At 65.5% G+C, this 18,081-nt stretch carries 15 protein-coding genes; 3 read left to right on the plus strand and 12 right to left on the minus strand.

What is annotated here, in order from left to right; translation table 11 throughout:
• Positions 1-120 precede the first annotated feature (120 nt).
• Complete coding sequence (locus tag QA645_RS05205; protein WP_283053087.1) at positions 121-957, plus strand: sigma-70 family RNA polymerase sigma factor; 837 nt, start codon at positions 121-123, stop codon at positions 955-957.
• Between the two features lie 18 nt (positions 958-975).
• On the opposite strand, the gene map is transcribed toward QA645_RS05205, so the two are convergent.
• Positions 976-1,794 (minus strand): type I methionyl aminopeptidase, encoded by an 819-nt coding sequence (map, locus tag QA645_RS05210; RefSeq protein WP_283048655.1) that lies wholly within the window; start codon positions 1,792-1,794, stop codon positions 976-978.
• 174 nt (positions 1,795-1,968) lie between these two features.
• Positions 1,969-3,279 carry a mechanosensitive ion channel domain-containing protein gene (locus tag QA645_RS05215; RefSeq protein WP_283048657.1) on the minus strand — a complete coding sequence of 437 codons (1,311 nt, stop codon included), beginning with the start codon at positions 3,277-3,279 and terminating at the stop codon, positions 1,969-1,971.
• A gap of 235 nt (positions 3,280-3,514) precedes the next feature.
• Between QA645_RS05215 and QA645_RS05220 the strand changes: the two genes are divergently transcribed.
• Positions 3,515-5,308, plus strand: a complete 1,794-nt coding sequence (locus QA645_RS05220) for a potassium/proton antiporter (RefSeq protein ID WP_283048658.1) — start codon at positions 3,515-3,517, stop codon at positions 5,306-5,308.
• A 137-nt stretch (positions 5,309-5,445) separates the two neighbouring features.
• Here the strand turns inward: QA645_RS05220 and modC are convergent, their stop codons facing one another.
• From modC to mepA, 5 genes are all read right to left on the minus strand, one after another.
• Entirely contained in the window at positions 5,446-6,108 is a 663-nt protein-coding gene (gene modC, locus QA645_RS05225) for a molybdenum ABC transporter ATP-binding protein (protein ID WP_254127965.1), read from the minus strand.
• Between the two features lie 2 nt (positions 6,109-6,110).
• A complete protein-coding gene (gene modB / locus QA645_RS05230) occupies positions 6,111-6,806 on the minus strand; it encodes a molybdate ABC transporter permease subunit (RefSeq protein WP_283048661.1) in 696 nt (231 codons plus the stop codon).
• A gap of 26 nt (positions 6,807-6,832) precedes the next feature.
• A complete protein-coding gene (modA, locus tag QA645_RS05235; RefSeq protein WP_283048663.1) occupies positions 6,833-7,618 on the minus strand; it encodes a molybdate ABC transporter substrate-binding protein in 786 nt (261 codons plus the stop codon).
• Between the two features lie 250 nt (positions 7,619-7,868).
• Entirely contained in the window at positions 7,869-8,372 is a 504-nt protein-coding gene (locus QA645_RS05240) for a hypothetical protein (protein ID WP_283048665.1), read from the minus strand.
• A gap of 300 nt (positions 8,373-8,672) precedes the next feature.
• A complete protein-coding gene (gene mepA, locus QA645_RS05245) occupies positions 8,673-9,617 on the minus strand; it encodes a penicillin-insensitive murein endopeptidase (RefSeq protein ID WP_283048667.1) in 945 nt (314 codons plus the stop codon).
• Between the two features lie 566 nt (positions 9,618-10,183).
• Between mepA and QA645_RS05250 the strand changes: the two genes are divergently transcribed.
• On the plus strand, positions 10,184-12,343 hold the full coding sequence (locus tag QA645_RS05250) for an EAL domain-containing protein (protein ID WP_283048669.1): 2,160 nt from the start codon (positions 10,184-10,186) through the stop codon (positions 12,341-12,343).
• 19 nt (positions 12,344-12,362) lie between these two features.
• Here QA645_RS05250 and QA645_RS05255 read toward each other — a convergent pair whose 3' ends face one another.
• The 5 genes from QA645_RS05255 to QA645_RS05275 all read right to left on the minus strand — a co-directional run bounded on the left by QA645_RS05255 (position 12,363) and on the right by QA645_RS05275 (position 18,065).
• Positions 12,363-12,833 carry a hypothetical protein gene (locus tag QA645_RS05255; protein ID WP_283048671.1) on the minus strand — a complete coding sequence of 157 codons (471 nt, stop codon included), beginning with the start codon at positions 12,831-12,833 and terminating at the stop codon, positions 12,363-12,365.
• Positions 12,834-13,338: 505 nt separating this feature from the next.
• Positions 13,339-15,303 (minus strand): methyl-accepting chemotaxis protein, encoded by a 1,965-nt coding sequence (locus tag QA645_RS05260; RefSeq protein ID WP_283048673.1) that lies wholly within the window; start codon positions 15,301-15,303, stop codon positions 13,339-13,341.
• Between the two features lie 355 nt (positions 15,304-15,658).
• Positions 15,659-16,042 carry a hypothetical protein gene (locus tag QA645_RS05265; protein WP_283048675.1) on the minus strand — a complete coding sequence of 128 codons (384 nt, stop codon included), beginning with the start codon at positions 16,040-16,042 and terminating at the stop codon, positions 15,659-15,661.
• Between the two features lie 113 nt (positions 16,043-16,155).
• Positions 16,156-17,313 carry an acyl-CoA dehydrogenase family protein gene (locus QA645_RS05270; RefSeq protein ID WP_283048677.1) on the minus strand — a complete coding sequence of 386 codons (1,158 nt, stop codon included), beginning with the start codon at positions 17,311-17,313 and terminating at the stop codon, positions 16,156-16,158.
• Positions 17,314-17,381: 68 nt separating this feature from the next.
• Positions 17,382-18,065 (minus strand): hypothetical protein, encoded by a 684-nt coding sequence (locus tag QA645_RS05275; protein WP_283048679.1) that lies wholly within the window; start codon positions 18,063-18,065, stop codon positions 17,382-17,384.
• Positions 18,066-18,081 lie beyond the last annotated feature (16 nt).

Below are 18,081 nucleotides of genomic sequence, written 5' to 3' on the forward strand. Positions count from 1 at the left end.
ATTGACGTATCACGCCTGTCGGCGACGGGGAGAGCCTGCTTGACCGACGATGTGACCAGCAACAACTCGGGGGCGGTCCGGGAGACCGCCCAGCAAGCCCTCGACCGCCTGGCAGTGGAGATGCGGCCGCAGCTGCATCGCTATTGCGCGCGCATGACGGGCTCGGTCGTCGACGGCGAGGACGTGCTTCAGGAGGCGCTGCTCAAGGCCGTCGAGGCGGTACCGCGGACTGAGTCGCTCGACAATCCGGAAGGCTGGCTGTTCCGCATCGCCCACAATGCCGCGCTGGATTTCTTGCGCCGGCGCGCGCGCTACAACGCTGCTCACTCCGATGAAGATCTGGACATGATCGCCGCTTTGACCAGCCCCGTGAACGACCGCCAGATCGTGGCTGCGAGCTTGCAGACCTTCATGCGGCTGCCGGTGTCGCAGCGGAGTGCGGTGATCCTGCGAGACGTGCTCGGCTATTCCGTCGACGAGGTCTGCACCATCATGGGCGGCAGCATTCCCGCCACCAAGGGCGCCTTGCAACGCGGTCGCGTCCGCCTCCGCGAGCTCGCGAACGAACCCGACGACATCAGGCCTCCCGAACTGGAGACGGCGGAGCGCGCCCGCCTGATGCATTATGTCGAGCGCTTCAACGCCCGCGACTTCGATTCCTTGCGCGACATGCTGGCCGACGACGTGCGGCTGGAGATGGTCAACAGGACACGCCGTACCGGCCGCCACGACGTCGCCGAGTATTTCGGGCGTTATGCGCAGACCAGCCCCTGGCGCTGCGTTCCCGGATTCGTCGACCGGCGCCCTGCGATCATCATGTTCGATCCGCAGGATCTGTCAGGCCCGCCGCGCTACTTCGTGCTCCTCGACTGGAAGAACGGCAGCATCGTCAACATCAGGGATTTTCTGTTCGCGCACTACGCGATCGAAGGCGCCGAATTTTTCACGCTGGACTGACGGCGCGAGGCCGGTAGATCAGGCGATCTGCTTCTCGCCGTGCCGCTCCGACAGCGTGAAGATCTCGACGCCGGTGGCGGTGACGCCGACCGAGTGCTCGAACTGTGCCGAGAGCGAGCGGTCGCGGGTGACTGCGGTCCAGCCGTCGGAGAGGATCTTCACATGCGGCTTGCCGAGATTGATCATCGGCTCGATGGTGAAGAACATGCCGGGCTTGAGCTGCACGCCTTCGCCGGGCCGGCCGATATGGATGATGTTCGGCTCGTCGTGGAACATGCGCCCGAGGCCATGGCCGCAGAAATCGCGCACCACGCTCATGCCCTGCGGCTCGACGAAACTCTGGATGGCGTGGCCGATGTCGCCGGTGGTGGCGCCGGGCTTCACGGCGGCGATGCCGCGCATCATGGCTTCATAGGTCACTTCGATCAGCCGCTCCGCCTTGCGTGCGATCGGGCCGACCGCATACATCCGGCTGGAATCGCCGTACCAGCCGTCGACGATGAAGGTGACGTCGATGTTGACGATGTCGCCTTCCTTCAGCGGACGGTCGCCGGGCATGCCGTGGCAGACCACGTGGTTGAGCGAGGTGCAGGTCGAGTAGCGATAGCCGCGATACATCAGCGTCGCCGGATAGGCGCCATGGCTGAAGGCGAACTCGCGGACGAACTCGTCGATGCGGTCGGTCGCAACGCCGGGGCCGACGATGTCGGTGAGCTCGTCGAGGCATTTCGCCACCAGGGCACCCGCCTTGCGCATGCCGGCAAAGGCGGCCGGCCCATGCAGCTTGATCTGTCCGGTCTTGCGCAGGGAGGTATCGGTGGCTTCGACGTAGCTCATGCGGGCGCTATCTTCTGGAACAGGGCGGAAGGGCTTGATTTGAGGCCCTAATTTAATGATTGCGGGCCTTCGCGCAAGCTTGGCTGGAGCGTTTTCGGGCGAAGTGGGTCCTGGCTCGCATGAAGAAAGCGCGTCAAAACAAGGGGCCCACCCGCCATGTGCCCGAAAGCGGTCTCAATTCGGGACTTCTACGGTGGCTTCGACCGGCAGCGCCCCGCCACGGACGCGGATTTCGCGGACCGGGTAGGGAACCCGAATGCCCTCGCGCTTGAAGGCGTCCCATAGCGACAGCATCACGTCGCTTTTGACGTTGTCCATGCCGTCGGGGTCCGCGAGCCAGAGGGTCAGCGAGAACTTCATGCCGGCTTCGGCGAACTCGGTCAGGATGCAGTTCGGCGGCTTGCCCTTCTGCGCGCGCGGATGGGCGGCCGCGGTCTCGATCGCGAGCCTGCAGACCAGCCTGGGATCGGCGTCGTAGTTGGTGCCGAAGATGATCTTCACCAGCGTGTTCTTGTCGGTATAGGTCCAGTTGACGACCTTCTGTGTCACCAGATCCTCGTTCGGCACCAGGAACTCGCGGCCATCGCCGGCGGCCACGGAAATATAGCGCGTCTTCATCGCGCTGATGCGCCCGGTGTTGTCGCCGATGGTGACGAGGTCGCCCGGCTTCACCGATTTGTCGGCGAGCAGGATGATTCCGGAGATGAAATTGGCGACGATCTTCTGCAGGCCGATACCGATGCCGACGCCGACCGCGCCGGAGAACACCGCAAGCGCGGAGAGGTCGATGCCGACCGCACCGAGCGCGATCACGATCGCGATCGCAAGCAGCCCGATGCGGATGATCTTGACCAGCAGCACCTGGACCGACGGCGTCAGGTCGGTCGTCGCGTTGATCTTGCTCTCGGCGAAATTGCTGGCGATGTTGGTGAGCCAGAGCGCGATGATCAGGAGCGCGCCGGCCTTGATCACCAGCAGCGGCGTCAAGCGCAACCCGCCGAGCACGATGGCGTAGGAGTCGAGCAGCTCGACCGTGGTATCGAGCTGGCCGAGGATGGACAGTGCGGCGAAGAACCAAGCCGCAACCGACACCAGCTTGACGAAGAAGGCGTTGCGCAGCACCGAGGTCACGAGCCGGATCGCGAGCCAGGCCAGCCCCAGCTTGGCGGCGACCATCAGGAGGTAGCTGCGGCTCGGCCAGGTCGCGTGATACATCACGATGCGGGAGATGATCACGAGCAGGGTGAACACCGCCGTCGAGCCGCTCGCGACCATCACGCGGGCGAACTGGCGAAGCGGCAGCGGCCAGCGCATCGCCAGCGAGGTGATGTCGACCCGGTTGCGAATGGCGGCTTCCGCCGCATAGGCGATCCCGGCCGCCGCCAGCATGAGCCCGAACTGCAGGTAGAACCATGGCGAGGCGATTTCCGCCCCGACGCTGCGCGCGGTGGTCTGCACGAACTCCATGAAGTCTTTGAGGTCCATCGGGCAAGTCTCGTTGGAAAGGTCGCGTCGGGACAGGTCTCGTCGGGCGAGGATTTGATTCGAAAGTGCCGCAGAATCCCACAAAGGAAGCGGCCCGGCCATCGATACACCGCGAAGTGAAGCGCGTTAAGGCCGCAAAATACGGGCAGATTGCCGCGAGCGGGAGAAAATGGGTTGGCGCGCCGGTACGGCGACGATAAGGATGCAATTCCAGCGATTTGAACCCGGAAGGTGGATGGCCTCCCTCGACTCTTTCAGCATCGCCATTCTGCTCGGCGCCGTCCTCGTCATGGCCGGTATCCTCTCGAGCCTGCTCGCGCTGCGCTTCGGCGCGCCGCTGCTGCTGGTCTTCCTCGCGATCGGCATGCTGGCGGGTGATTCAGGTCCCGGCCAGCTCCAGTTCAACGACGTCGGCACCACCTATCTGGTCGGTTCGGTGGCGCTGGCCCTGATCCTGTTCGACGGCGGCCTGAAGACGCGTTTCGCCAGCATCCGCACCGTGCTCGCGCCCTCTGTGGTGCTCGCGACCGTCGGCGTGCTGCTGACCGCGCTGATCACCGCGCCGTTCGCGAAATTCGCGCTCGATCTCAACTGGGCCGAGTCGCTGCTGGTCGGCGCCGTCGTGGCCTCGACCGACGCCGCCGCGGTGTTCCTGCTGGTGCATACCCAGGGCCTGCGCCTGCGCCCGCGAGTCGGTGCGACGCTGGAAGCCGAATCCGGCACCAACGATCCCTTCGCCATCTTCCTCACCTTGATGCTGGTCGAATACATCTCGCTGGGCTCGAGCTCGCCCGGCCATGTGGTGATGGAGTTTGTCCAGGAGGCGGCTCTCGGCGCCATCGTCGGCGTGATCGGCGGACGTCTCGTCGTCATCGGGCTCAACAAGGTCGCGCTTCCGCAGGGCCTGCACGCGCCGTTCGTCACCACGGCCGCGCTCGTGATCTTCGGCGGCTCGCAGATCATGCACGCCTCGGGCTTCCTCGCCGTCTATCTCGCGGGCATCATCATCGGCAACCGGCCGACGCGCGCGCACAATTCGGTGGTGGCGTTTCTCGATGCCGCGACCTGGCTGGCGCAGATCGTGATGTTCGTGCTGCTGGGCCTGCTGGTGTCACCGAGCCGGCTCGGCTCCAGCGTGCTGCCCGCGATCGGTATCTCCTTCGTCCTGATGCTGGTGGCGCGGCCGATCGCGGTGTTCGTGTGCCTCGCCCCGTTCCGCTTCAACTGGCGCGAAAAGATCTTCATCGCCTGGACGGGCCTGCGCGGTGCGGTCGCGATCTTCCTGGCCTCGATCCCGATGCTGGTCGGCCTGTCAAAGGCCTATCTCTATTTCGACGTCGCCTTCGTCGTCGTGATCATTTCGCTCCTGCTGCAGGGCTGGACGCTGGCGCCCGCCGCGCGCAAGCTGCATGTGGCGCTGCCGCGCGCCGAGCGCGGCCCGCGCCGCGTCGAACTGGATCTGCCCGGCCAGCTCGAACAGCAGCTGGTCGGCTATCCGGTGCGGCCGAAGAGCCTGTATTTCCGCCGCGGCCTGATCCCCTCCTGGTCCAAGCCGACCCTGGTGATCCGCAAGGAGAGCATTCTGACGCCCGTGGAAGCCGAGCCGATCGAGCCCGGCGATTACATCTATCTGCTGGCACCGCCGGAAAAGGCCGAGGCGCTCGACCGCTTCTTCGTCGATATGCAACCAAGCTCGGCGCCCGATCCGCATCTGCTCGGCGACTTCATGGTCTCCGGCGAGCACACGCTCGCCGAGCTTGCCGAGATCTACGGCGTGACGGCAAGCGACGACGACAGCAAGCTGACGCTGGCCGACTATTTCGACGTTCATCTCGATCGCGCGCCGAAGGAAGGCGCCGAGCTCGCGCTCGGCGAGATCGTGCTCGTCGCGCGCAGCATCTCCGGCGGCCGCGTCAACGTCGTCGGCCTCCGCCTGCCGGAAGACGACGAAACGCCACCGCCGCTGACGCGCAGGCAGGCGTTGCGGAAGAAGCTCGCGGAGATCTGGACGTCGGTGGCGGGGGTCTGACGCTGCTGTGGCTGCCGTAGGGTGGGCAAAGCGAAGCGTGCCCACGCATTTCTTGCGATCGAGAGAGTTGGTGGGCACGGCGCAAGGGCGCCTTTGCCCACCCTACGAAAGCCGTCGTAAGGACGACGACGGAGTTGCTACGTCAGCACCTTCACCCCGCCGAACGACGTGACGCGGCCCTGCCTCAGCATCACGATCTGCGTTGCGAGCTGGCGCAGCTCGGCGACGTCGTGGCTGACATAGACCATGGGCACATTGGCCTCGTCGCGCAGGCGGACCAGATAGGGCAAAATCTCGAGCTTGCGGGCCTCGTCGAGCGCGCCGAGCGGCTCGTCGAGCAGCAGCAGCCGCGGCTTCGACAACAATGCGCGGCCGAGCGCGACGCGCTGGCGTTCGCCGCCGGAGAGTTTTCCGGGGCGGCGGTCAAGCAGGGCACCGATGTCGAGCAGCTCGACGACGCGCTTGTGCTGCGCCGGATCGGCCGCGAGGCGGTTCATCCGCCGGCCATAGTCGAGATTCTGCGCGACGTTGAGATGCGGAAACAGCCGCGCATCCTGGAACACGTAGCCGATGCGGCGGCGATAGGTCGGCACATGAATGCCGGCGGCGCTGTCGTCGACGGTCTCGCCGTCGATCACGATGGTGCCGCGATCGGGCCGCAGCAGGCCTGCGATCATGTTGATCAGCGAGCTCTTGCCGGCGCCGGATGCGCCGAACAGGCCGGTGACGCGGCCTTCGCTTGAGAACGACGCCTGAAGCGAAAATTCACCGAGCTGTTTTTCGACATCGACGCGCAGCATGGTCAGTTCCCGTGCAGGCGCTGCGTGGCGCGGCGGGCGAACCATTCGGCGGCGATCAGCGCGCCGATCGCGAGCCCGACCGAGATCATCACGAGTCGTGCCGCGGCGGCGTCGCCATCCGGCGTCTGGATCAGTGAGTAGATCGCGGACGAGATGGTCTGGGTCTCGCCGGGAATGTTGGAGACGAAGGTGATGGTCGCGCCGAACTCGCCGATCGCCTTGGCGAAGCCGAGCACCATGCCGGCGAGCACGCCGGGCAGGGCCAAGGGCAGCGTCACCGTGAAGAACACCTTGAAGGGCGCCGCACCGAGCGTCTCGGCGGCCTGTTCGAGCCGGCTGTCGATCGCCTCGATCGACAGCCGCATCGGGCGCACCAGCAGCGGAAACGACATCACGCCGCAGGCGAGCGCCGCACCGGTCCAGCGGAAGGCGAAGACGATGCCGAGATGATCGGCGAGAAAGCCGCCGACCAGGCCGCGGCGGCCGAAAGTGAGCAGCAGCAGATAGCCGGTGACGACGGGCGGCAGCACCAGCGGCAGATGCACGACGGCATCTAGCACCGACTTGCCCCAGAAATCCTTGCGGGCAAGCAGCCACGCCAGCGCAATGCCGAACGGCGTTGCCACTAGCGTTGCGATGACGGCGACCCTGAGCGAGAGCAGGATCGCCGTCCATTCGGCGGGAGAGATGTCGAGCATTAAGTCGTAATATCAGATCGCGAAGATCAAGTGGTCGGGCTGATCAGGAACTTAAAGCCGTATTTTTCCAGGATGGTCTTGGCGGCCGAGGTACGCAGGAAGGCGAGATAGTCGTTGGTCTCGGGCTTCGCGGTCGTGGTCGCCGCAACCGGATAGATGATCGCGGGATGCGAATCCGCCGGGAAGGTGCCGACGATCTTGACGCCGGGCTCGACCTTGGCGTCGGTGGAATAGACGATGCCGAGGTTGGCTTCACCACGGGCGACCAGCGTCAGCGCAGCGCGCACGCTCTCGGCCATGGCGAATTTCGGCTCTGCGGCGGTCCAGGCGCCGAGCTTCTCCAGCGCCGCCTTGGCGTATTTGCCGACCGGCACCGACTTGACGTCGCCGGTCGCGATCTTGCCGTCGCCGGCGAGTTTTGCGAGGTCGAAACCCTGCGCGATGGTGACGTTGTCGATTTTGGAATCCTTCGGCGCGATCAGCACGATGCTGTTGCCGAGCAGGTTCACGCGGGAAGGCTCGTTGATGGTCTTCTTGGAGGCGGCGTAGTCCATCCAGTCGGTGTCGGCCGAGACGAACACGTCGGCCGGCGCGCCCTGCTCGATCTGTTTTGCCAGGACCGAGCTCGCGGCATAGCTCACGGAAAACTTGACGCCGGTCTTGGCGGTGTAGGCGGCGTTGACCTCGTCGAGCGCATTCTTCATCGACGCGGCGGCGAAGACCGTGATGGTCTTGTCCTCGGCGGCGGCGGGCGAGAGGCTCGCGCCCGCGAGCATCACGAAGGCGGTGAAAAGTCCGGCAATACGATACATGGATGGCGCTCCGTGCGAGCCCGCGCGCGCAAACGCACGCGCAAATCTGGCGTTGGGTGGGTTCAGGTCGCGACCGGCGGAAGCGCTGTTCCACGTGTCCCCGCAACGGCTTACGGCCGACGGGGATATCGCAGCTGCGAAGATAGCAGGCCGGGGCTTCAGGTCAAAGGCGACCCTTTGTCCAACGCATGATCCGGAAAAGTGTGTCGCGGTTTTCCGAAAAGATCATGCGCAAACAATAACATCCCGCTTATTGCGCCGGCAGGATCGAAATCGACAGCGAATTGTCCTTGGCGCCGCTGACCTGGAGCACGAACGGCTTGTCCGAGAGCTCGTATTTCATGGTTTTGCGGATGCCGTCGCAATCGGTGGCGCCGCTGAAGGCCACCGGCTTGAGGAAATGCCCGTCCTGGACCAGATCGACCCAGGCGCCGGAGGACAGGCTGATGGTGTAGAGCCCGGCCTTGGCCGCCTTGATGCTGGTGAAGCCGGCAAAGGTGCCGTCCTTCGGCGCCCGCTCCGGCGGCGTCGGCAGCTTTGCCTCCTGGGGCGCGACCAGGCCCAGCGTGATCGCCGATGCCGGGACCGCGGCCTGTTCGGCTCCCGAGGCGAGCTTGGCGCGGTCCGGCGCGGTCAGCGCGGCGCGGTCGCGCTCGATCGGCCATTTGAACTTGTCGCAGCCGCTGGGCTCCTCCGCCGCGAGAGCGGAGGTCGCGCTGATCGAGAGCACGGCAAGAAGAGCGAGGACGCGCATGTCAAATCTCATCGTTGGCCGCGCGTGGGCGCAGCTTGCAGTCAGGTTTTGTCGGCGAACGGGATGCGCATCCCGGAATGCCGCGGGCTTACGGCCGCGCGGCAGGACGATCCTAGCGCATGCTCCTCTCCTCGTCATCCCGGACAAGCGCAGCGAAACGAAGCGCAGATCCGGGATCCATACCCACAGGGAGATGTTTGACGAAGACCCGGAGTGTGAGCGATGTCCCACACTCCTCCCTGTGGTTATGGGTCCCCGCCTTCGCGGGGACGACAACCGAAAATGGAGCGGCAGTGTGCCCTATGGCTTCGCATCACCCGCGCGCAGCACCGCTTTGCAGGCCGCCGGCATCTGGGCCAGCGTCATCGGCGGTTTTGGCTTCGGCGGCTCCGGCGGCGGCTTCGGATGCAGCACGCCCTCGCTGAACCAATAGGCGAAATCGGAGGGCTTGCAGCCTTCGTCCTCGGATTGCGACGGCTGGCCCTCGCATTCGCCTGATCCCGCCGGGCAGCGCATGCGGATGTGGAAATGATAGTCGTGGCCCCACCACGGCCGGATCTTCGACAGCCACGAGCGGTCGCCCTTGGCTTCACGGCAGAGCGCCTTCTTGATCGCGGGATTGACGAAGATGCGCTGCACCGCCGGTTCCTGCGCCGCATCGCGCAGCACCAGCACGTGGGCCGGCGTGAACACTTTCGGATCGATGTCGAGCCGGTCCTCGCGCACCATCATCACCGCCGACATCTCCTCGCGCTCCTCGCGCGATAGCCGACGGTCCGGCATCGGCGTCAGCCAGATGTCGGCATCCAGCCCGATCTGATGGCTGGCATGACCTGACAGCGCCGGCCCGCCGCGTGGCTGGCCGATGTCGCCGACCAGAATGCCCGGCCAGCCCGCGTCCTTGTGCGCCCTGGCAGCCAGGCGCTTGATCAGCGCGATCATATCGGGATGACCGTAGTTGCGGTTACGCGACAGCCGCATCACCTGCCAATTGTCGCCGTTGAGCGGCATCTGCTGGGCGCCGCCGATGCAGCCCTTCACGTAGGAGCCGATGACATGCGCCGGTCCTGTCGAGGGCAGCAGTTTTCGCGCGAACAGCTCTTTGGCGCCGAGATGCGGATCGTTCGGATTGGCGAGCGGCGGCAACGGTTTTGCGTTCACGCTGCCCTTGTCCTGGGCCAGCGCGCCGCCGGCGGCCAGCAGCGTCATCATCAGCAGGAGAGGGGCGATTCGGCGGGGACTCATGCTGACGTTCTTATAACCCAAGCCTGCGTCGGGGTTAAGGATGAGGCTCTCGGCGGGACGGCGCCTCACAACGTCTTTACAGCGGTAGCGGCCCTGTTCGCGTGGGCAACACCAAGAGCCATATTTCGGATGAGCGCTCCATCGAGCGCAGCGGGGACATCGTGCGAAAGTCGCAAATTTCCGCTGCGGCGGCGCGATTCTTAACGGCGCGATAACTCTATCCTGCATTGACCAAAATTCGTGCGCGGAACGAGATGCACCTGGCTCCTGCATGCAAGCGGCCTGCATTCCGGAATTGATTCATGGAGACTGCGCGTTTTTGCATCTCCGCTCTCGACGATCGCGACGAGCAAGCTGGTTCGACGCGCCGCCGGCGCCGATTGCGCCTCGCAAACAGGCAAAACGCTCCGCCGTCCGGCTGCTGCAAGGCGCGTCGTCGGAGGACGAGACCACGCAAGATTACTTTTCTTTCAGACACTTGGAGCAAGACTTGCGTCCGCTGGGCGCGGCTAGGACGTGTGAAGTTGAGTTTGGGGTCCAAAAAAACAGGAAAGCGAAAGCGCAACGTGCTTGCCAGGGGCGGCGGACAGCCGCGCAAGCCGCGATTTGCGCGCGCGCCTCATCCGCCCGCCGAGCGCGACCAGCTCGTGCAGAGCCGTGCGGAAGCCGAAGCCGCCATCATCGAAGCGCGCAAATCGCATGAACGGCTGCGCCAGGCCGTCGACCTGCTGCCGCAGGGCATCGTGATCCTCGATCCCGAAGGCCGCTACGTCCTCTGGAACAAGCAATATTCCGAGATCTACAGCAGGACCGCCGATCTGTTCGCCGAAGGCGCGCGCCTCGAAGACACGCTGCGGGTCGGCGTCGCCCGCGGCGATTATCCGGAAGCGGCCGGCCACGAGGACGAATGGATCGCCGAGCGGCTGAAGAAGCTCCACGAGCCCGGCAAGCGCCATGAGCAGACGCTGTCCGATGGCCGCGTCATCCTGATCGAGGAGCGCCGCACCGACGATGGCGGTGTCGTCGGCCTGCGCGTCGACATCACCGAATTGAAGCAGCGCGAGGCTTCGTTCCGCTTGCTGTTCGACGGCAATCCCGTTCCCATGATCGTCTGCGCGCTCGACGACGAGCGCATTCTCGGCGTCAACGACGCCGCGATCGCGCATTACGGCTATAGCCGCGCCGAGTTCGAGAAGCTGAAGATCCGCTCACTGCAGGCCTTCGACAGCGAGCCGCCCTGGACCACCGACCGCTCCAGCGACGAGCAGGCCGCGCGCACCTGGAAGCACGTCAAGGCCGACGGCGCGCTGATCGATCTCGCGATCTATTCCCGCGAACTGAGCTATGACGAACGGCCCGCCGTGCTGCTCGCGCTGATGGACATCACCGAGCGCAAGCGCGCCGAAGCGCGGCTTGCCTTCATGGCCCAGCATGACGGGCTGACCGGCCTGCCCAACCGCAATCTGTTGCGCCAGACCATGGACGAGATGTTGCAGCATTCGCGGCGCAGTCCCGAGAAGGTCGCGGTGCTGATGCTCGGGCTCGACAATTTCAAGGCGGTCAACGACACGCTCGGACACGCCGTCGGCGACAAGCTGCTGCGCGGTGTCGCCAAGCGGCTGCGTTCGACCTTGCGCGACGAGGACGCGCTGGCGCGGCTGAACTCCGACGAGTTCGCGATCGTGCAGAGCGGCCTGACCCGGCCCGAGGACGCGGTGGGCCTGGCAAAGCGCCTGCTCGAAGCCATCGCCGATCCCTATCTGCTCGACGGTCATTCGGTGGTGATCGGCGCCTCCATCGGCATCGCGATGGCGCCCGGCGACGGTGACGAGTCCGAAAAGCTGCTCAAGAGCGCCGACATGGCGCTGTCGCGGGCCAAGTCCGACGCGCGCGGCACCTTCGCCTTCTTCGAGGCCGCGTTAGATGCAAAAGCGCAGAGCCGCCGCAAGATCGAGGTCGAGCTGCGCGACGCGATCCAGAACGACGTGCTGCGCCCGTATTACCAGCCGCTGGTCGATCTCCAGAGTGGCCGCATCACCGGCTTCGAGGCGCTGGTGCGCTGGCCGCATGCCGAGCGCGGCATGGTCTCGCCGGCCGAGTTCATTCCGGTCGCGGAAGAGACCGGTCTGATCAATCCGCTCGGCGGTCTGATGCTGCGCCGCGCCTGCCTCGATGCCGCGACCTGGCCGGACGACGTCCGCGTCGCCGTCAATCTGTCGCCGCTCCAGTTCCGCAGCGGCAATCTGCTGTCGATGGTCACGGACGCGCTGAAGCATTCCGGCCTGCCGCCGCGTCGCCTCGAGCTCGAGATCACCGAGACGCTGCTGCTGGAGAAGAGCGCGCAGGTGCTGGCGACGCTGCATGCGCTGCGCGCGCTCGGCGTCCGCATCTCGATGGACGATTTCGGCACCGGCTATTCCAGCCTCAGCTATCTGCGCAGCTTTCCGTTCGACAAGATCAAGATCGACCAGTCCTTCGTCCGCGATCTCGGCGCCAATCGCGAGGCGCAGGCGATCATCCGCTCCATCGTCAGCCTCGGCAAAGGCCTCGGCGTCATCATCACCGCCGAGGGCGTCGAGACCGAAGCCGAGCTGAGCTGCCTCCGCACCGAGGGCTGCGACGAAGGCCAGGGTTTTCTATTCAGCAAGGCCCGGCCCAATGCCGAGATCATCAGCCTGCTGGCGGCGCAGCGCGGGATCGATGGCGACACCGCACTGGTGGCCTAGCCTATCGGCAGATAGGCTTCTAGTAGCCCGAGTAGGGACCGGACGGCATGCAGGAGTCGTCGACATAGTGGTAGCCGCCGCCATAGCCGTATCCGGAAGGATAGCCGTAGGCGGAATAGCCGCCGCCAGGGTCGCCGCCGTAATAGCCGCCGTAATAGCTTCCATGGCCTCCGTAGTAAGCGCTCGCGATCCCAGCGCCGACGACGGCGCCGGCGACCCCGTAACCGAGGCGGCGGTAGCCGTAGCCGCGATAGCCATAGCCACGATAACCGTAGCCGCGATAGGCCAGGCCGCCACGATAGCCATAGCCACCACGATAGCCGTAGCCGCCGCGGTAGCCGTAACCCCAGCGTACTTCGGTGGTCACGGGATCGACCATCGCTTTGATCGTCGCCACGGATGTCGGCATCGGGCCCGCCTGGGCGCTTGTGACGAGCAGGGCACCGGCCGCGGCGAGAACGGTAGTCTGCAGAGAGTTCGAGAACCTCATGACCATCTCCGTGCTGTGCGGCGGCGCCCTGGCGCGGCCGTCAACAGCCTATTCGGAGGCAGGCGTGCTGCGCCAGACTTGATTTAAGTCAAACAGATCGCAGCCCTTATGCCGCGCGCAGTCTCGCCAGGAACGTATCGACGCTTTTCATCACCGCCGAGGGCGTCGAGACCGAAGCCGAACTGAGCTGCCTCCGCACCGAGGGGCTGCGACGCGGGCCAGGGTTTTTCTGTTTAGCAAGGCCCGGCCCAATGCAGAGATCATCAGCCTGCTGGCGGCGCAGCGCGGGTTGACGGGGAAACGGCGCTGGTGGCGTAGACTTCGTCGCTCCGAAACAGGTGCGCTCCCTCTCCCGCTTGCGGGGGAGGGGTGGGGTGGGGGTATCTCCTGGCGCGAGAACTCCAAGAGGAGAGAACCCTCACCCGCGCCTTCGGCGCGACCTCTCCCGCAAGCGGGAGAGGTGAGCCAGCCCGCGGCTCGACCGTCCTAACCCAAGACGCAACCCTTAGGCCGCGCGCAGCCCCGCCAGGAACGTATCGACGCTCTTCATCAGCGCGGTCGCGTGCTGGCCGAGCTCGCCTGAGGCGACCATGACATTGCCGGCCAGCGCCCGCGACTGGTCCGCGGCCTGGCTTGCGCCGGCGACGTTGGCCGAGACTTCGGTGGTGCCGGTGGAGGCCTGCTGCACGCTGCGGGCGATCTCGCGCGTCGCCGAGCCCTGCTCCTCGACGGCGGCGGCGATCGTGGTGGCGATGCCGCTGATCTCGCGGATGGTGCCGCTGATGTCGGAGATCGCGGTGACGCAATTGCCGGTCGCGGCCTGGATCGCATTGACCTGGGTGGCGATCTCATCAGTCGCTTTCGCGGTCTGGCTCGCCAGCTCCTTCACCTCGGAGGCGACCACGGCAAAGCCGCGGCCGGCCTCGCCGGCGCGGGCCGCCTCGATCGTGGCGTTCAGCGCCAGCAGATTGGTCTGGCTCGCGATCTCGCTGATCAGCCGCAGCACGTCGCCGATCCGCTCGGCGGAGGCAGCAAGGCTCGTGACCATCTCCGTCGTCTCGGTGGCCTTGACCACCGCGCCGCTCGCGACCTGGCTGGAATGGGTGACCTGGCGGCCGATCTCGGTGACGGAGGAGGCTAGCTCCTCGGTCGCGGCCGCGACCGCGTTGACGCTGGTGGAGGCTTCCTCCGACGCGGTCGCCGCGGCGGATGCGCGTTGCGAGGTGCCGTTGACGCTGGAGGTGATTTCGCCCGCGACATGCTGCATGCCCTCGGTCGCCTTGGCGACCGCGGCGACCACGCCCTTGACGTCGGCCTCGAAGCGGTCGGCCATCTGGCGCTGCAGGGCCTGCTTCTCGATCGCGGCCTTGGCCTTGTCGGCCTCCTGCGCCTCGCGCAGCGCGCCCGTTTCGAGCATGCCCTGGCGGAACATTTCGACCGCCTTGGCCATGGTGCCGAGCTCGTCCGCCCGCTCGCTGCCGGGAATGTTGACGCTGGTGTCGCCGCTCGACAGCTTGTTCATGACCGCGGTGATCGCGATGAGCGGCCGCGACAATCCGCGCCCGAGCAGGAACGCCAGCAGAATTGCGGCGGCAAGGATTGCGACCGTGCCGAGGATCAGATTGCGTTCGGAGGCGGCGAAAGCGGCCTCGTATTCGGTGGTGTCCTTGATGATCTCGAGCACGCCGACCGGCTGGCCTGCGTAGTTCTTGATCGGCCCGGCATAGACCTCGGCCGGGTGGCCGTCGAGCTCGGCCTCGCGCAGCAGCGGCGCGCCGCTGATCACGGCTCTCAGCTCGTCCGGCTTGGCGACGGCGTTCTCGCCGAAGGTCGAGGACAGCTTGTTCAGCGATGCGCCGTCGACCGAATAGACCGCCAGGTCGATGCCGAAACGCTTCTTGGCGCGGTCGACGAATTCCTTGCCGAAGGCGGCGCCGACGTCGACATTGGCGAGGTTCTTGCCGTCGCGCACGATCGGCGTCAGGCCGAAGATGCCGAGCGCCTCGCGGCCCGGCTCGACGCCGACGATCTGCCGGCCGGTCTTGAGCGCCTCGACCACGGTGGCGCGGCGCGCGGAGACGTCGTCGCCGAAGGTCTTGGGCGCGTGGACGCGATAGAACGAGGTCGCCGGCGGCAGCTGGAAGGTGATCAGGGGGATGCCCTGCGCCTTCAGCGCCTTGTTGGCGTCGCCGAGCAGCGTGCCCAGGCTGTCGCGGTCGCCCTTGGCGATGGCATCTCCAACCGGCGGGAGTGCCGCGATCACGGCGGAGACCGCCAGGGCCGAACGTCCCTCATAGTCGATCGCTGCGATGACGCTCTCATATTGCAGCTTGAGCTGCTGATCGAGCGCCATCCGTGTCAGCGCCCGCTGCTGGGTGATCGAGAAGCCGGAGAGGATGGCGCAGGCCACCGCAACGGTGAGCGCGATCGTGAGAATCAGGCGAGCCGCAATCGACTTGAGCATGAACATCGAAAATTCCCGGGCATTCCAAAGATTGATCTTGGTTTTGCAGAACGGTCCCAGAAATTGCTTAACAACAAGAGCGGATGGGCTCCGTGTTTCCACGGATTCGCTACGGCCCTTTTGCATGACTCAATGCGATAAGCGCATGGAGGGATTGATCGTTCGCTATCGGCAGAGACAAAGCGACGCGGCGTCGCGCGCGGGCGACTAGCGGTTTTCGGCAAGGATCACCTTGCAGACATCCTCGTAATGCGTGTCGCGCGCCCGGATCTGCCGGGCGATCGCGTGCATGTCACGAAACCGTCGCTCGAACGGATTGTAGCCTGGCGTTGGGGTGTCCGCTTCAAGGCTGAAGCATCGGCTACCGGCGACACTGGCGGATGAACGTTACATTCCTGGCGTACAGGTACGTGTAAGGGTCCACCTGTTCGAGCGCGTGGTGCTTCATCACCCAGTCCCGTACCGGGGGCGCATAGGCCGACATCATCAGCTGAGTTTCGCCGGGATTGATGCTGCGGTCACCGTGATGCGCGGCGTGGAACATGAAGTAACCGCTCGGGGTGATACAGATCTTGTTGAGGGGAACGACCCCGAGGACCGTCGTGCAGGACGACTTGCAGCGACCGTCGATCACCACGCGATCATACTCCGCATTGATGTGCGTATAGGTGTAGATGTGCGCGGCGGTGTTGCCGCCGGGGTCGTGAAGATAATAGATTTTTTCCGCGTGGGCGGAGCCCGCCATGACTAACGTCAAGAGGGCCGTACCGATCACAGTTGGAAGCCGGCGCATATCACCCCCTTTTGTCGCGATTCCTGTAGATGCATGCGACCGCAACGCTGCTGTGATATGCTACTTCAGGATGCGGGCGACGACAAAATCACCTTGCCGACATCCTCGTAATGCGTGTCGCGCGCCTGAATCTGCTGGGCGATCGCATGCATGTCACGAAACCGCCGCTCGAACGGATTGCTGCGGAATACGGCGGTGGCGCCGGCCATGTGATAGGCGGTGTCGACCACTTTTGCCGATTGCTGAATGGTCCAGGTCGAGGCGAGGCGCACGGCGCTGCGATGCGCCGGGCTGAAAGTGCCCGTCGCGGAGAGATCGCGCCACATTGCATTCGCCGTCGCATAGAGATAGGCGCGGGCGGCGCGCAAATCCGCCTCGGTACGGCCGATCAGGCCCTGGACCGCCTGGTTGTCGCGCATGGCGCTGGCCGCCAGCGACTGGTGCTTAGCGCGCGCCAGCGCAATCGCCGCATCCAGCGTCGCGCGCGCGACGCCGAGCGAGACCGCTGCGAAGCCGAGGCTGAAGGTCGAACCGGTCGGGAGCCGGTAGAGTGGGCCCGGCTCGCGCAGCGCGCTCGGCACGTCGCGGAACACGGCGAAGCGATCGGGAACGAAGAGATCCTTCACCTCGTAGGAATCGGTTCCGGTGCCGGCGAGGCCGATCGCCTGCCAGACATCGTGCATCACGGCGCTCGCGAGCGGGAACAGGATGGTGCGCATCTCCGGCGAACCGTCGGCATTCTTGCGCGGCGTGCCGTCGGCATTGGCGATGCGGACATGCGCGCCAAGCCAGCTCGCCTGCCGCGAGCCCGAGGCGAAATCCCAGCGCGCGGTGACGCGGTAGCCGCCCTCGACCGCGCGTGCCTCATGCGCCACCGCGCCCCAGGCGAGGATGCCGGGCGCGGTGTTGAAGATCTCGTGCGCGCTGCCGTGGTCGAGGCTGGCCGCGATCATCGCGCAGACGCTGCACTGGCCGAGGCACCAGGCCGTGGATGCATCGGCCTTCGCGATCTCCTCCAGCATCTGCATGAAGATGTCTGGCGGCGCTTCCGACCCGCCGAGGTCTTGCGGCAGCAGCGCACGATAGAGCCCGTTCTCGATCAGCGCGTCGACGACGGCAGGCGTCAGCCGCCGCGTCCGCTCGATCTCGTTGGCCTCACCTGCAATCAGCGGCGCGATGGCCCGCGCCCGCGCGACGAGATCGACTTCAACGGTTCCGTCCATATCCGCGTTTCCTCGCCCATTCTGCCGTGAGCGGTGAAACGCGATGGTGGTCTATCTGCGCAATTCAATCAAGTCGCAACGGCAGTCGTCGCGTCGTCTTTCCGGGCCAGCGAGAAGAAAAGGCGGGCCGACAGCACGAAGGCGAGGACAAAGAAGATCGTTCGCGCCAATGCCAAAACCTTGGCCTGCTCGGGCGGCACGACCGAGATCAGGATGCCGAAGGGGATGTAGCACCAGAGCACGATCGCAATGATGCGCCCCATTTTGCCGAGGCGGAGAAAGCCGAGCGAGAACAGGAACGTCGCGAGATAGCTGGCGTGAAACTTGACCTGAGAGGCGATCATCTGGACTTCGCCGTCGGCGGCCGAAACCGGCAGGCCCGTCTGGAGCGCGTGCACAACAGTCATGATGTGATGATTTTCCAGCGAATCCAGCAGCAGTGTCAGCATGGCAGCGGCCAGCGCGACGCCGATCAGCCGCGAATCCACCAGCCCGCGCAACCGGGCGGCCAGCGCCACGAAGAAGGCGCCGTAGAAAACCATGAAGAGATTGTCGAGGCCGAGATTGAGCCGAAGCCCCAGGACCGCAAGCGGCGAGGCAATGAAGGCGCGGTAATCGTCGATCGCGCGTGCGCTCTGGAAAAAGTCCTGCGAGCTGTGGGTCGCGAGGATGGAGGCAACCATCGCGGCGACTGTCAACGCTGCGAGACTGGCGAGCAGCGCCAGCGTGCGATCCAGGCTTTTCTGATCCATGTTATATGCCCTCTGA

The organism is Bradyrhizobium sp. CIAT3101 (genome assembly GCF_029714945.1).
Taxonomy (GTDB): domain Bacteria; phylum Pseudomonadota; class Alphaproteobacteria; order Rhizobiales; family Xanthobacteraceae; genus Bradyrhizobium.

What these genes read in the sequence shown, in the direction of transcription:
- QA645_RS05205 (WP_283053087.1), top strand. Translation starts at nt 121, where the DNA reads ATGCGGCCGCAGCTGCATCGCTATTGCGCGCGCATGACGGGCTCGGTC.
- map (WP_283048655.1), bottom strand. Translation starts at nt 1,794, where the DNA reads ATGAGCTACGTCGAAGCCACCGATACCTCCCTGCGCAAGACCGGACAG.
- QA645_RS05215 (WP_283048657.1), bottom strand. Translation starts at nt 3,279, where the DNA reads ATGGACCTCAAAGACTTCATGGAGTTCGTGCAGACCACCGCGCGCAGC.
- QA645_RS05220 (WP_283048658.1), top strand. Translation starts at nt 3,515, where the DNA reads ATGGCCTCCCTCGACTCTTTCAGCATCGCCATTCTGCTCGGCGCCGTC.
- modC (WP_254127965.1), bottom strand. Translation starts at nt 6,108, where the DNA reads ATGCTGCGCGTCGATGTCGAAAAACAGCTCGGTGAATTTTCGCTTCAG.
- modB (WP_283048661.1), bottom strand. Translation starts at nt 6,806, where the DNA reads ATGCTCGACATCTCTCCCGCCGAATGGACGGCGATCCTGCTCTCGCTC.
- modA (WP_283048663.1), bottom strand. Translation starts at nt 7,618, where the DNA reads ATGTATCGTATTGCCGGACTTTTCACCGCCTTCGTGATGCTCGCGGGC.
- QA645_RS05240 (WP_283048665.1), bottom strand. Translation starts at nt 8,372, where the DNA reads ATGCGCGTCCTCGCTCTTCTTGCCGTGCTCTCGATCAGCGCGACCTCC.
- mepA (WP_283048667.1), bottom strand. Translation starts at nt 9,617, where the DNA reads ATGAGTCCCCGCCGAATCGCCCCTCTCCTGCTGATGATGACGCTGCTG.
- QA645_RS05255 (WP_283048671.1), bottom strand. Translation starts at nt 12,833, where the DNA reads ATGAGGTTCTCGAACTCTCTGCAGACTACCGTTCTCGCCGCGGCCGGT.
- QA645_RS05260 (WP_283048673.1), bottom strand. Translation starts at nt 15,303, where the DNA reads ATGTTCATGCTCAAGTCGATTGCGGCTCGCCTGATTCTCACGATCGCG.
- QA645_RS05265 (WP_283048675.1), bottom strand. Translation starts at nt 16,042, where the DNA reads ATGGCGGGCTCCGCCCACGCGGAAAAAATCTATTATCTTCACGACCCC.
- QA645_RS05270 (WP_283048677.1), bottom strand. Translation starts at nt 17,313, where the DNA reads ATGGACGGAACCGTTGAAGTCGATCTCGTCGCGCGGGCGCGGGCCATC.
- QA645_RS05275 (WP_283048679.1), bottom strand. Translation starts at nt 18,065, where the DNA reads ATGGATCAGAAAAGCCTGGATCGCACGCTGGCGCTGCTCGCCAGTCTC.